At 55.2% G+C, this 14,626-nt stretch carries 7 protein-coding genes; 6 read left to right on the top strand and 1 reads right to left on the bottom strand.

Annotated elements, in window-relative coordinates; translation table 11 throughout:
- The first annotated feature begins 127 nt into the window (after nt 1-127).
- Together AC6T8Q_RS04220 and AC6T8Q_RS04225 are read left to right on the top strand one after the other, a co-directional pair.
- Entirely contained in the window at nt 128-475 is a 348-nt protein-coding gene (locus tag AC6T8Q_RS04220; protein ID WP_500677890.1) for a BON domain-containing protein, read from the top strand.
- 155 nt (nt 476-630) lie between these two features.
- Complete coding sequence (locus tag AC6T8Q_RS04225; RefSeq protein WP_500677891.1) at nt 631-4,152, top strand: CotH kinase family protein; 3,522 nt, start codon at nt 631-633, stop codon at nt 4,150-4,152.
- On the opposite strand, the gene lpxK is transcribed toward AC6T8Q_RS04225, so the two are convergent.
- The gene (gene lpxK, locus AC6T8Q_RS04230) at nt 4,149-5,213 is read right to left on the bottom strand and encodes a tetraacyldisaccharide 4'-kinase (RefSeq protein WP_500677892.1); all 1,065 of its coding nucleotides are present in this window, start codon (nt 5,211-5,213) and stop codon (nt 4,149-4,151) included. The two genes, AC6T8Q_RS04225 and lpxK, sit on opposite strands and share 4 nt — an antisense overlap.
- A gap of 126 nt (nt 5,214-5,339) precedes the next feature.
- Here lpxK and AC6T8Q_RS04235 point away from each other — a divergent pair, with 126 nt between their 5' ends.
- The 4 genes from AC6T8Q_RS04235 (at nt 5,340) to AC6T8Q_RS04250 (ending at nt 14,536) form a co-directional block, all read left to right on the top strand.
- Nucleotides 5,340-8,885, top strand: a complete 3,546-nt coding sequence (locus AC6T8Q_RS04235) for a hypothetical protein (RefSeq protein ID WP_500677893.1) — start codon at nt 5,340-5,342, stop codon at nt 8,883-8,885.
- 42 nt (nt 8,886-8,927) lie between these two features.
- On the top strand, nt 8,928-10,541 hold the full coding sequence (nadB, locus tag AC6T8Q_RS04240; RefSeq protein WP_500677894.1) for an L-aspartate oxidase: 1,614 nt from the start codon (nt 8,928-8,930) through the stop codon (nt 10,539-10,541).
- 334 nt (nt 10,542-10,875) lie between these two features.
- A complete protein-coding gene (locus AC6T8Q_RS04245; protein WP_500677895.1) occupies nt 10,876-11,643 on the top strand; it encodes an ABC transporter ATP-binding protein in 768 nt (255 codons plus the stop codon).
- A gap of 64 nt (nt 11,644-11,707) precedes the next feature.
- Nucleotides 11,708-14,536, top strand: coding sequence for a Gldg family protein (locus AC6T8Q_RS04250; RefSeq protein WP_500677896.1), 2,829 nt, complete (start codon nt 11,708-11,710; stop codon nt 14,534-14,536).
- Nucleotides 14,537-14,626: the final 90 nt, after the last annotated feature.

The following is a 14,626-nucleotide window of genomic DNA, read 5'->3' on the forward strand; positions in this document are numbered from 1 at the left end:
GAATCACTCAATTGCGGCAAACTTTCACGCTAGCGCTGTTGTTCATGTTGACCGCGCAATGCCAGGAGGATTAGATTGCGCATGCGTGGGAGGCGCTCGCCCACACACTTTTCACGGAGGGACGAGGATGAAAGCTTTAGTCCGTCGCGGCCCAGCAAGCGAATTGGCGAACCGACTCACCCTGTTGGAAGTCGAGGCCAGCTACGCGGCGGGAATCTCTTCGCTCCAGAATTCGCACGAACATCTGCGGTCGGAGTTGATCGGGCAAGAAACGGCCCAACGCGTGCGCGAGGAACTCGAATCGCAATTACCGGGACGAGTACGCCAACTCCGCGTGTCAGCGACCGACAAATTCGTGATTCTTGCTGGCTCGTGCGGTTCGTATTACACGAAACAACTCGCACAGCACGTGGCGATGGAATTGCTTGACGACGAACGGCTGGTCAACAACATCGTAGTCTTGCCGGCAAAGTGAACGACTCGCCCTGGCAAAGCATTCTCGCAGGCCAAAATTTGGCGGAATCTAAGACTCTCTTCGAGATTCCTGCGAAACCTGTCGCTATAATGTCCTGAAAACTGCTGCAATATCCAGCACGCTTGTCAGTTCGATCAGTCTTTTTCCCTATTTCTATGCGACATCACTTACCACGTATTTCCAGCGGCAATGGCCGTGCCCTTACTTTCGAAACTCTCGAAGAGCGACTTCCGCTGGATGCCTCGGACCTTCGGCTTACGGAGCTCGTTGCGTCGAATGACAACGGCCTGCAAGACTATGACGGCTCGTCATCCGATTGGGTTGAAATATACAACAGTGGGACTACATCCGTTGACCTCGCGGGCCTCTATCTCACGGACAATAGCAACAACAAAACGAAATGGCAGTTTCCTGCAGGCAGCGGCTCAATCGCTTCCGGAGGTTACAAGATCGTTTTTGCTTCCAGCAAGAACACCATCAAACCTAATGGCGAAGTGCATACAAGTTTCAGTCTCAGTGCCGACGGCGAGTATCTCGGGATAATCGCAGCCAATGGTACGACGGTGATTGATCAGTTTTCGCCTGAGTTTCCGCAACAGTACGAAGATATCTCCTACGGCGTGGCGATGGTGCCGACGGGCATGACAACGACCATCCTGGCTACTGGTGCTCAATCAAAATCCTGGGTGCCGAATAGCAGCATTTACGATGCGACTTGGACAAGCCGAACATTCAATGACTCGACGTTTACGATCGTAGGCCCCACTGGTGTGGGTTATGAACAAAATCCGGGCGATGCCGTGAACTTCACGGCCGAGATTGGCCGTACGATCCCTACTGGAACAACGTCGGTCTATACCCGCGTCAACTTCAACCCTTCGACACTCGCCGGAATCGATCAACTCACATTACGTATGCGTTACGATGACGGGTTCGTCGCGTATATCAACGGCGTGCGCATTGCTGAAGGATTTGCTCCTGAAGTGGCCCAATGGAATTCGGTGGCCACGGGACAACGAGATGATTCACTCGCAGAGCAGTTTGTGGATTTTGACGTCAGCACAGTAATACCCTATCTAGTCACGGGTCAAAACGTCCTTGCGATCCACGGGATGAACACGGCAAGCTCATCTTCCGACATGCTGATTTCGCCGATACTCGTGGCTTCGGCTGCTCAAATCACAACGCCAACCGACGCTGGTTATTTTGAGATTTCGACTCCTGGCTACGGTAATGGCGACACCAACTTCGCGGGATACGCCGCGGATCCGGTAATGAGCATCCCCCGCGGGTTTTATAGTTCGCCACAGTCGGTAACTATCACGACGGCGACGCCTGGTGCGATCATCGTCTACACCACGAATGGGTCAGCTCCCACGGTGAATGCGAATCTGGGAATCACCAACGGCACGCTTTATACGGGACCGATCAACGTCTCCGGCACCACAGTCCTGCGTGCCAGCGCCTTCAAGCTCGATTACCGACCTTCATTCGTTACGGCCAACAGTTATCTGTTCGTCAACGACATCATCAATCAATCTCCGAGCGGACAGACACCGCCAGGCGGGTGGGCCAACAATGGCTTAAACGGTCAGGAAATGAATTATGGGATCGACCCAGAAGTTATTTCTTTCTACGGCGCGCAAGCCGTGAAAGATGCGCTCACATCCATCCCTTCGATTTCGATCTCGACCGACGTGGCGAATTTGTTCGATGCGACTACGGGTATCTATGTTAACGCACTCAATCGGGGCCGTCCCTGGGAACGACCCGCATCGGTGGAATTGATCGATCCCGACGGTTCGGAAGCGGGCTTTATGGTCAACGCCGGACTTCGTATTCGAGGTGGCTATAGTCGAAACGACTTCAATCCGAAGCATGGATTCCGTTTGTATTTTCGGGGTGAATATGGGGCGGGGCATCTTGAGTATCCGCTGTTCGGTGATGAAGGCGCTGAAGAATTTGACGTCATCGATTTGCGAACCGAGCAAAACTACTCCTGGTCGTCGGAAGGAAACACTCAAAATTCATTCGTTCGCGAAGTATTTGCCCGTGATCTGATGCGAGACTTGGGTCAGGAGTATACCCGAAGTCGGTACTATCACCTGTATTTGGACGGCGTTTACTGGGGAATCTATCAAACTCAGGAGCGCGTTGAGGAGTACTATGGAGAGACCTATTTTGGAGGTAACGAGCTCGATTACGACGTCGTGAAAGCTGGCCTTGGAGACGTGGGAGGGACCGAACTTTCAGCCGGTAACGATCAGGCTTGGCAGCAGCTGTTCAACTATGGTGAAGCAATCGCCGCCAATATCAATACCAACGCAAACTTGTATTGGACGATGCAAGGTCTAAACCCCGACGGGACTCGCAATCCCAGCCTGCCAGTACTCTTAGACGTCGATAACCTGATCACCTTTATGTCGATCGTCATCTTCACAGGCGGATATGACTCGGGCATCTCGCAGTTTTTGGGCAATAACTTGGCCAACAACTGGTTTGGGATCTACAACCGCGAAACAGCCGACCGAGGTTTTCAGTTCTATGTTCATGACAATGAACATTCGCTGGGAGCCGGCAGTCCCCTCCATTCAACGGCCAACATGGACCGCACGGGTCCGTTCAACAACGGCAACCAGAGCAATTATTCGCAGTTTAATCCGCAATATCTCCACCAAGATTTATTACAGCATCCTGAATACAAACAGAAATTTATCGACCATGCCCAGAAAGAGTATTTCAACGGCGGTGCATTGACGGTCGAGAATAACATCGCACGACTATTGGACCGTAAGAATCAGGTCGATCCAGCAATCATAGCTGAGTCCGCGCGTTGGGGTGATGCCCAAGTGTCGACTCCACTCAAGAAGGCTGACTGGCAAAACGAGATTAATTGGCTTACTAATACCTACTTTCCCTATAGAAACAACGTCGTTCTTAATCAACTTCGTACCGATGGTTTGTTTACGTCGTTCAATGCCCCCAGTTACAGCCAACATGGCGGCGAAGTTCCTATGGGATATAGTTTGACGATGACCGCATCGGCGGGAACGATCTACTTCACCACCGATGGGGTGACTGACCCACGACTCATTGGAGGAGCGCCCAATCCTGCGGCTTCGATTTATACCGGGGCAGTATCGCTTAGCGGCGAAGTCACCGTCAAAGCTCGCTTGCGCACGTCAACCGGCGCATGGTCGGGATTAGTCGAGGCAACTTTCAGTGTCGCCAGCTTGCCAGGAGATTTTGATTCCGATGGAGACGTCGACGGTCGTGACTTCCTGAGGTGGCAACGTGGCGATTCAACAACTCCCCATAGCAGCAGTGATCTTACCGAATGGCAATCCAGTTATGGAATTGGCCTATTCACGGCTGCAGAAAGTGCTGAAACCCTGACTTTTAGCGACCAGACTTGGGAGACCTTTTCGCTCCCACTCGCGTATCCTAAGCAAGACGAGAATCGAGTCCAAGCACTCGCAGAAGATTCTTCGGCGATACAATCGACTCAATCCCGCAGAGATTTTGAGTGGAATGGGACTCTCTTCAATCGTTCCAATGCAGAAGATTTTTCATTCCTATCTTCGGCTGAGGATGTTAATTACGAGCTAACCGAGTTCGACTTGGTTTTTGATGAATGGGAAAGTCTTATGGAAACATCCATTCTCACCGCTACTTAAATTGCATCCCGCAGAATTTGTTCGGAAGTCTGGCGCAGACGTTGTTCGAGAATCTCTTGGCCAGCCAGAAACCCAATCTCAATCCCCACGGCCCAGAGCGGAATGCTTCCCACCGTCGGCACGCGTAGCTTGACGAGATCTTTGCGCGTGCAAACCACGATGTCGGCTTGTTGGCTCCATTGGCTCAAGGAGGTGACGTCGTCGCGGGTGTAGTTGTGGTGATCGGGGAACTCAAGCCAGGCCACGACTTCACAACCCAACGTCCCGACCGTGTGCCGAAAACCGGTGGGATTGCCGATTCCACAGAACGCCGCAACTCGCTTGCCGGACAAAATATTGGTGTCGACCTGTTGACCTGCGCTATTTAGGAGTGCGGCCACGCGATGTTCCACTTCGCACCAAGTGGCTTGAGGGGCAAGTTTCGCCACACGCTGTCGGATCTTTTCCCGTTCGCTGGGAGCGAGCATGTCGGCTCGACTGAGAACAACAGCGTCGGCTCTCGCTAAGCCGGCAAGCGGCTCGCGCAATGTTCCGCGGGGGAATACGTGCTCGAACCCGAACGGTTCCGTGGCGTCGAGCAGCACAATGTCCAAGTCCCGTTGCAACCGACGATGCTGAAAGCCGTCGTCGAGCAAGATGATTTGCATCTCGAGTTCTTCAACCGCCACTTGGGCCGCGGCCACTCGGTCGGGGTTCTGCACGTGGGGCACATCCGGCAGCGCGAGTTCCAATTCCAACGCTTCATCGTTGTAACCCCCTGCCTCAGCGCCATACCCACGGCTGACGATGGCCACACGAATGTCGTCGGCACGTAAGTGACGGGCGATCCACTCGACAAACGGTGTCTTGCCCGTTCCCCCCAGTGTGAGATTCCCGACGCTCACTACTGGCACGCCCGCATTGTGAGTTTCCGCCTTACCGCTGGCGTAGCGACGGTTGCGGTAACGCATCGCCAACGTGTACGGCACTTCGGCGATGCGCAGGGCAGTCCGCATGGCAATGGCCTTGGCACCCGTGCGTCGACCGCTCACAAGCTCGCGAAATTCAGTGGGAGAGAGCATGCATCCTTCTCTAAAAATTGAGTTAGGCCGCATTTTCCGGAAAATTGGGCTGGTTCACTACCCCAGCTTCCCTGAAAAACTCGGCCGGTGACCTGACCAACGCGGCGGGACTTCTATAATGGAGGCATGGCCAGCGTCATTCAACCACCGCCCTCTCCTCCCCCATTCGTCACCGGTCCACGGGCCGAAGAGTTGTTGGTCGACGAGCAAATCCGGCAAACACGCCGGACACTCAAGTTTGTCGACTTCTGCTCGGGGATGCTCACGCTCGTCATCGGCGTGATGTTGTATCTGCTCGTCATGTCGGTGCTTGAACATTGGGTGATCCCCGGCGGCTGGAACGGTCCGACCCGTTTGATCCTGTTTTGTGTGATGGTCGCCGGGATCGGGTGGTACAGTTGGCGAACCTTTTGGCCGTTGTTTTCACGGCCCATCAATCCCGCCTACGCCGCGCAGCTCATTGAGCGGAACACGCCCTCGCTCAAAAACAGTTTGCTGAATTTCTTGCTGCTGCGGAGTCGTCGGCAACAGCTTTCTCAAAAAGTTTATCAAGCCATCGAACAGCAAGCGGCTCAACGTCTGTCAGAAGTTTCGCTCGACACGGTCGTCGACCGCACGGCGCTGTTGCGGCTCGGTTATGTGCTCGTGGCAGTAGTAGCGATTTGTGCGCTCTATCGCGTGTTCTCGCCGAAGAATCTTACTTCGTCGATGGAACGGGTTTTGATGCCGTGGTCGAACACCGCAGCCCCTAGCCGGGTGGAGATTCTCGAAGTCACGCCGGGCAACACAGAAATCGCACGCGGCGAGCATTTGGAAATTACTGCCAAGCTGCAAGGGCTCCGCCATGATGAAGCTGTTCGGGTTTATTACTCCACCCTCGATAAGCAGGCCGTGGATCGCAATGTGCTACTCAGTGCGTCGGAGGGGGGGTCGCAATTTCGTGGCTTGATTCCCGATCGGTTCTCGACCGGCGAAAACAGCGGCGTGCAACAAGATCTTGAGTATTGGATCGAAGCGGGTGACGCCAAATCGCAAAAGTATAAGGTCACGGTCTTTGCGCGACCGACGTTGGTGGTTGAGAAAATCCGCTATCAGTATCCCTCCTACACCGACCTATCTCCTCGGGAAGTGGAAGGAACGGGCGACGTGAGCGCGCTCGAAGGGACGAAGGTGACGGTCTACGCGCTCGCCAATCAGGACATCGCCACGGCCAACGTCGATTTCAACGCCGATGGGCGAAACGATCTGCCGATGTCGTCTAAAGGAGATAAGGCGAACGCACAGTTCACGCTTTCGCTAAAAGAAGACCGCCGCACTCCGGAATACGACAGCTACACGTTGCAATACAAGACAACAAAAGGCCGCACGAGCACGCTGCCGCCGAAATACAATATCGCCGTCACGCCCGATCACTCACCGGAAGTTCGCATCCTGGCTCCCGCGAATGATGAAGGTCAACTCGTCGAGCAACTCGACGTGCCGGTGGATATGCCCTTCACGGTGGAGGTCGAAGCCCGCGATCCCGACTTCATGCTGTCCAACGTCGTCATTTTGGGCGAAGTTGAGGGGCAACAAGTTATGAGCCGTGATCTGCTCAAGCAAGAACACTCGGGCAAGTTTGTCGGTCGCATGACCGCCACTCCGCAAGAATTCAATCTCAAGCCGGGCGACATCGTGGAGTATTGGGCGACGGCGATCGACAATCGGCAACCCGAGCCCAACATCGCGAAGACGGATAAATTAAAAATTCGCGTGCTGGGTCGGCCCGACTTCGGGCAACAAGGACAAGGCGAGCAACAGGGCGAAGGCCAATCCGGCGAGCAAGGTGAAGCGGGCGAGAGTGGCGAAGGAGAAAGCGGCGAACAAGGGGAAGGCCAAGCGGGCGGTGGCGCCGGTGAAGGGGGTGAAGAGCAAGAAGGCGAAGGTGAGGCCGGCCAACAAGGGGGTGAAGGAGAATCCCAGGGCGAACAAGAAGGCCAAGCCGGACAAGGAGGCGGATCGAACGAAGGTGAAAACTCCGATTCGCAAGAATCTCAAGGTGCCGGTGGCAATTCGTCTTCATCGGGCGGTGAGAACCAAGGCTCTGATCAACAAGAAGGCCAGCAACAAGGTGACTCGCAATCCTCCGAGGGAGAAAGTGGCGGCGAAAACCAAGGCGGTGAGCAACAAGGTGATCCTAACGGCCAAGGGGGCGATCAATCTCAAGGCCAAAGTGGCGAACAAGGAAAAGTTTCTGCCGAAGGAGATAGTGATGGTGAAGCTTTTGAGCGCATGAGCGAACACTTTGCCGAGCAGAATCAAAAGTCTCAAGGCGAGGGACAATCCTCCGACGGCGAATCTCCCGAGGAAAGCGGTTCGACCGATCCAGCCCAAGCGAGTGAAAACCAAAACAAATCCGAACAGAATGACGCGGGCAACGAGACGCAATCCCGCGAAGGTGACGGTCAAGGTTCACCCGAAGAACAGCAGCAAAGCGGCGGCAAGGAAGGTCAAAACCAAGATCAGGGAATCGACGGTAACCAAGAAGGTGAAAAATCAGAAGGTTCGGGCGCTGAAGGACAGCCCAGCGAACAACGTGAACAGCAACGCAGCGATGCCGAACAAGGAGACGAAGGCGAGAAGCAAGAAGCCCCCGGCGGGAAAATGTCGACAGAGCAAGGTGAGCAAGGAGCAGGGAACAATCCTGGTGACAACGAAGGCTCGATGGACACCGACAACGGGCGGAAGTCACGCGACAAGAGTGACGAAGGCAAGCCCGATGCGGAAATGAACGATCAAGAAGCCCCCGGCCAAGCCAACAGCCAACAGGAATCGGATTCTTCTGGTGCGAATGGTGGAGACCAATCGGGCGGCGGTCAAGAGGGAGCTGGCCAGCAGGCCGATGCGGAAGGAACTGGTACGGCCGGCGAGAATACTGCGGCGGATGACGGTGGTGGACAAGCCGCCGAACAAGGCGCAGGTGAGACGTCATCAAATCCCGGCCAGCAGTCCGAGGCGGATAGCCCCACGGGCGAATCGAGTGAAGAAAACAAACCGGGCCAAGGAAGCAAGGAGTCGAACGAGCAAGGGGGCAACCAGCCCGGCGGCGAGCAAAGTCAAAGCGGTCCCGGCCAAGATGGCGAGCAGCCTCCTGAAGGTGAACCCACTAATAATCAAAACCCTCAAGAGGGCCAGAACAATTCACAAACGACGGGTGCCCCTGGTGGTGGAATCCCCAGCGGCGGCGGCACAGGTAGCAACGAAATGGCTCCACCCCCGAATAGCGACACGGAACCAGGCGACGCGGCGAATCTCGATTACGCGAAAAAGCAAACCGATTTGGTGCTGGATCGTTTGGATGATCAACTCAAGAAAAAAGAGGTCGACAAAGACCTGCTCGACAAGCTTGGTTGGACCGAAGAAGAATTGCGCGAGTTTGTCGAACGCTGGAAAAACCTCAAGGCCGGAGCCGAGGCCAATCCCAACGAAGAAACGCAGCAGGAACTCGATAAGGCCCTGCGCAGCTTGGGATTGAATCCCGATCGCCGGACCGGTTTTAAATCGCAGGCAATCAAAGAAAAGTTGCGTGAACTGCAAGACTCCTATCGGGGACGTACACCCATAGAATATGCCGATCAGGTACGGGCTTATATGAAAGGGACGGCAACCGTCCCCGAGGAAAAGCAAGACTGACGCCTGCTGGCGTTCAAACCATCGTTCGATCACAATGAGTCGATGACACCGCTTATTCCTCGCTATCTTGTTGCTTTCAATCCCAAGCGGATTCCGCATCATTTCGTCGATGTTTTAGTGATCGGCGGGGGGATTGCCGGGATGCGGGCCACCATGGCCATCGATCCGCGGCTATCGACGTTGGTCGTTACCAAAGATCGCTTGAGCGAATCCAACAGCACGTATGCTCAAGGGGGCATTGCGGGTGTACTGGCCCCCGAGGATCGCTTCGAAGATCACGTTGCCGACACGCTCACAGCGGGTGCCGATCTATGCGATCGCGAGATTGTCGAAATGGTGGTCCGTGAAGCGCCGGGGCACATTCGCGAACTCATAGAATGGGGCACCGTATTCGATCAAGAAGAGGATGGCGATCTGTTGCTCGGCCGCGAAGGAGGGCATAGCCATCACCGTATCGTGCATGCCCTGGGCGACGCCACTGGTAAGGAAATCATGCGGGCGATGATCACCCGCGCGCGCGATGTCCTCAAAGCGCAAATCTGGCCCGATACCTTCACAATTGATTTGCTAACACACGAAGGCCGTTGTCGCGGAGCGCTTGTTTGGAATAAAGATCATGGCCGCACGTTTGTCTGGGCTAAGCAAACGATTCTTTGCACAGGGGGTGTGGGGCAGATTTACCGTGAAACCACGAACCCACCCGTCGCCACGGGTGATGGTCACGCGATTGCTTATCGTGCGGGTGCGGAACTACGCGATATGGAATTCATGCAGTTCCATCCGACCGTGCTGTACATCGCAGGCAGCAGTCGAACTTTGATCACAGAAGCGATCCGTGGCGAAGGAGCCATCCTCGTCGATGCGAACGGCGAGCGCTTCATGCCGAGCTATGACCCCCGCGCGGAATTAGCTCCCCGCGACATTGTGAGTCAGTCCATTGCCGACCGCATGAGCGAGACACACCACCCGTGTGTTTATCTGGATTTGAGTCCGCTCGACCCGGCGCATGCGCTCAAGCGGTTCCCCGGCATCGCCAAAAGCTGCGCGGAATTCGGCATCGATATCACGCGCGATCGCATTCCCGTTCGGCCTGGCGCGCATTACATGATCGGCGGCGTGACGGTGGACAGCAATGGCCAGACGACGCTTCCCGGGTTGCTGGCTTCTGGCGAAGTTACCAGCAGCGGACTACACGGCGCGAATCGATTGGCGTCCAACAGTTTGCTCGAAGGTTTGGTCTATGGAGCCCGCGCCGGCAATGCCGCGTCAACGGCAGCACTCGAAATGGCCGATTCCTATCAAGCACTTCCACTGGAAAATTTGAGTCTCGAACCAAGCGGTGAACCGCTAGATCTCTTGGACATTCGCAACTCGCTCAAAAGTCTTATGTGGCGGGCCGTAGGCGTAATTCGCGACGGCAAGCAACTGACCGAGGCGGCCAAGACAGTCGATCAGTGGTGTCACTACGCGCTTTCACGGCAGTTCGCTGAGCCGGAGGGGTGGGAACTCCAAAACATGCTCACCGTGGCCCGGGTGATGATCCAATCGGCGCTCGCACGCGAGGAATCGCGGGGTGTGCATTTGCGGAGCGATTTTCCGGAATCTGGCGGCGCGGCTTGGCGGCGTCATCTTGCCGTCATAAGTACAAAGGCCTGATTTCTCGCTTTTTTCTGAGCGCGACGAACCCTCAGTCTGCTCCGCCCGTAGCGTCGGTAGAGGGGTTCGGTATGGACAGATCGCCTGCTGACGGGTTAACTTCTACGTTTCTTGCGGCGAGGCGGGACTCCCTACGGGCCAACGCGGCTCGTGCCGCAAGTGCCTGTCCTGATGAGACTTGGTGTTGGCGGGCCTAGCTCGACTAGCCACCTGAACGTTTCATTCCTGTAACCTGGGCGCTGGACACTCGTCCGGCTGATGCCTTCCTTAGACAACACGCGTTACGATTTGCTTTCCTAACACTGTAAGCGTCACCACGAATCGTGAGATCTCGATGACAGATACATTAGCAACGCCCGCTTCCTCCGGTGCGGCCCTGGCGGCCGAGCCGATGATCGAGGCCCTGGGCCTATCAAAATTCTATGGCAGCTTTGCCGCGTCGCGCGACGTGACATTCGCGATCAACAAGGGTGAAGTCGCCGCGTTCCTCGGACCCAACGGTGCGGGCAAAAGCACGACCATGAAGCTGCTCACCGGATATTTGGCACCCTCGGAAGGGGTTGCCAAGATTGCCGGCTACAACATGGCCACCGACCGGCTGAAGGGAGCCCAGCATTTGGGTTATCTCCCGGAAAATGGTCCGCTTTATCCCGACATGACGCCCCGCAGTTTGCTCACGTTTTTTGGTGAGATTCGCGGCATGAGCCCCAGCTTGCTGGAACAACGCATTGCGACGGTGATCAAGACCTGCCGACTCGAAGCTGTGATCGGCAAACCGATCGACAAGTTGTCGAAAGGTTATCGCCAGCGCGTCGGCATGGCCCAGGCAATCCTGCACGATCCCGACGTGTTGATTCTCGACGAACCAACTGCGGGCCTCGATCCCAATCAGATTCGCGAAGTACGCAAGATGATCCGCGAGTTGGGCCAAACCAAAACGATTTTGCTTTCGACGCACATCCTGCAAGAAGTCGAAGCGATGTGCAATCGCGTGGTCTTCATCAACGAAGGCCGCCTGGTGTTCGATGGCACGCCGCACGATTTAGCTCGCGAAGAGCGCAACCTCGACGAAAAATTCCACGCTCTCACGAGCGCCGTATAAGACCACTCGTTTATGAATTGTCAAACCAACAGCTTTTAAGTGAGTGAACAGGAAACCGACCGTTATGCAATGGCACGTTCTTAAATCGATTTTCAAACGCGATTTTGTGAGCTACTTTTCCAATCCCACGGGCTATGCGTTTATTTGCGTGTTCGTCGTGCTCAGCTCGCTGGCCACGTTCTGGCCGCCAGAGTTCTTCTCGGGCAACTTGGCGAACCTCGATCAGCTGAGCCGTTGGCTGCCATTCATCATGCTGGTATTCATTCCGGCGATCACGATGAGCATCTGGGCGGAAGAACGTCGGCAAGGGACCGATGAATTGCTGCTCACCTCACCGGCGAGCGATTTGGACGTCGTGCTCGGTAAATATCTAGCCGGTGTGGCAATCTTCACGGTGTCGCTGCTGTTCTCGGCATTCTCAATCTTTTTGGTGTTCAAGTGGGGACTGGGCGACCCCGACGGCGGCTTGTTTATTAGCACCTATATCGGCTACTGGTTCATTGGCTTGGCGATGATTGCCATCGGCATGGTAGCTTCGTTTTTGACGCACAATTTGACGGTTGGTTTTATCCTGGGCACTTTGTTCAACATGCCGCTCGCGATGTTCGGTGTGGCCGATTGGTTCATCAAGAATCCGGCAGTTGCCCAAACCGTGCGGCAATGGAGCGCGCTCGAGCGTTTCCGCGACTTCGAGCGCGGCGTCATCAGCCTCGGCGGCATCACGTACTTTGTGATGCTCACCGTGGTGATGCTTTATATTTGCATGGTGTTGATCGGTCGCCGGCACTGGAGTTCGCAGGAAGAAGGCAATTCTCAGGTCAGTCACTACATCGTCCGCGCGATTGCCCTGCTGGCCGTGGCGATTGGGGTGACGCAAATCGCGAACAATCGCAATTCGGTACGCGCCGATATCAGTAGCGCTCAATTGAGTTCGCTTTCGGACGATACGTTGACGCTCCTTGAAAAGCTGCGTGATGATCCCGATGCGAAGACGATTTACATCGACACATATGTGAGCCCACAGGTCCCCACTGAATACGCCCCCTACAAAATCAACTTGCTCTCCACGCTGGCCGAATTGCAAGCTTTGAGCAACAACAAGATTCGCGTTACTGAGCATGTGGTCGAAAACTACGGCCCCGAAGCGGTGCATGCCGAGCAAACCTACGGCATCACGCCCCGCGACGTGATTGTAACCAACGGCCGGGAACGGACTCAGGAATCGATCTTTCTGGGTGCGGCGATCACCTCCGGCCTGGGGAAAGTGGTGATTCCGTTTTTCGACAAAGGCATTCCCGTTGAATATGAATTGGTGCGTTCGATTTCGACCGTCACCCAAGAAAAAATGCTCAAGTTGGGCATCATCGACACGGGCATTCCCTTCTTGAATCCGTCGGCAGACCGCGGGCGCGAGTGGCCGTTGATTACCGAATTGCGGAAGCAATACGACGTCGACGATCGCGGCATCGATTTGACTCAACCGCTCAAAGGTAAGTACGACGTCCTGCTAGCGATTCAACCGTCGATGTTGGGGCCCGAGCAGATGGATCACCTCGTGGATGCGGTGCGCGAAGGCACACCAATCGCGGTTTTGGAAGATCCCTTCCCCTACTTCTATCCGCAGGACGTGCCAGGAACGGCCGAGCCACGCATGCAACCCAACATGGGAATGATGGGGATGTTCGGCGGCGGGGGCACGATTCCTAAGGGTGATATCAATCAACTGTGGCGTGTGCTAGGTGTGACGATCGACCCCACGCAAGTTATTTGGCAGGATTATCTGCCCGAGAAGAACCTTACGCCCTATGTCGATCCCCAATGGGTCTTTATCGATGCCGGCAATGGCGCGAAGGAACCCTTCAACATCGAGAACCCCATCACTTCGGGTCTCAATCAGTTGCTGCTGATTTATCCTGGTTCGGTCACCAAAGCCGAAGGCTCGAAGCTCGATTTCGATCAATTGATCGTCACGGGCAGCGGCAATGCGGGAACGGTCGACACAGCCGCATTGCAGCGGGGTCGGCCCAACAATGAAATCTTTAGCCGTCAGCTCACCAAGACTTCCTATATTCTGGGGGCTCAAGTGAACGGCACGGTCACCGACGACGATCTTTTGCTGGCGGGTGTTACTTCGCCCAAGGAGAAAGCGGACGAAAAGAAGGATCCGGCCGACGAAGCCAAACCAGCCACAGAGGAAAAGGCTGCTGACGCAAAAGATGATGACGCCGCCAAACCCAAGGCCGAAGAGGACGACATCGATACGAGCGAAATCAAGGAACGTAAGATCAGCGCGGTGATTGTCAACGACATCGACTGGATCATTCCTGACTTCTTCTCGATTCGACAAAGCGGCGACGGGGAATTGCTCACCGCCACGCAGAATGTGACGTTCATTCTGAATATCATCGACTCGCTGGCAGGTGACGATCGCTTTATCGGCATTCGCAAACGGACCCGCGAGCATCGCACGCTGGCCAAGATTGACGAAGCGACCAAAAAGTATCGCGACGATGCTTTGGAACAACAGAAAGAATTTGTGGCCGAGATTCAGGCGGAAATTGAGCAAGCTCAAAAGCGTTTTGAAGAAAAACTCGCCGAAGTCGACAAGATTCCTGGCCTCAGCCGCACGGCTCGCGAACAGCAACGAGAGGTCGTGCGTCTGCGCGAGACGGAACGCTTGAAAGCACAAATGGAGTCGATCGAAGCCAACCGCAACCGCCGGGTTAAACAAATCAGCTACGCCACGGACCAGGAAATTCGCGGTGTGCAGGATCGCTACAAACTTTATGCGATTCTGATCCCGCCGATTCCGCCGTTGTTGTTGGCGTTGTACGTGTTCTTCCGTCGACGTGGGGCCGAACAAGAAGGCATTGCCAAGACTCGGTTGCGTTAGGAAATATTGCCACAGAGAGCACAGAGTTCACGGAGATTTGCTGAATGCTCTGGCATCTCCAATTGCTTACATAAGCTTGTGATGGGATTT

The sequence above is a fragment of the Bythopirellula sp. genome (genome assembly GCF_041737835.1).
In the GTDB taxonomy this organism is placed as follows: domain Bacteria; phylum Planctomycetota; class Planctomycetia; order Pirellulales; family Lacipirellulaceae; genus Bythopirellula.

Coding starts and splice junctions, on each gene's coding strand:
- AC6T8Q_RS04220 (WP_500677890.1), top strand. CDS start 128: ATGAAAGCTTTAGTCCGTCGCGGCCCAGCAAGCGAATTGGCGAACCGA.
- AC6T8Q_RS04225 (WP_500677891.1), top strand. CDS start 631: ATGCGACATCACTTACCACGTATTTCCAGCGGCAATGGCCGTGCCCTT.
- lpxK (WP_500677892.1), bottom strand. CDS start 5,213: ATGCTCTCTCCCACTGAATTTCGCGAGCTTGTGAGCGGTCGACGCACG.
- AC6T8Q_RS04235 (WP_500677893.1), top strand. CDS start 5,340: ATGGCCAGCGTCATTCAACCACCGCCCTCTCCTCCCCCATTCGTCACC.
- nadB (WP_500677894.1), top strand. CDS start 8,928: ATGACACCGCTTATTCCTCGCTATCTTGTTGCTTTCAATCCCAAGCGG.
- AC6T8Q_RS04245 (WP_500677895.1), top strand. CDS start 10,876: ATGACAGATACATTAGCAACGCCCGCTTCCTCCGGTGCGGCCCTGGCG.
- AC6T8Q_RS04250 (WP_500677896.1), top strand. CDS start 11,708: ATGCAATGGCACGTTCTTAAATCGATTTTCAAACGCGATTTTGTGAGC.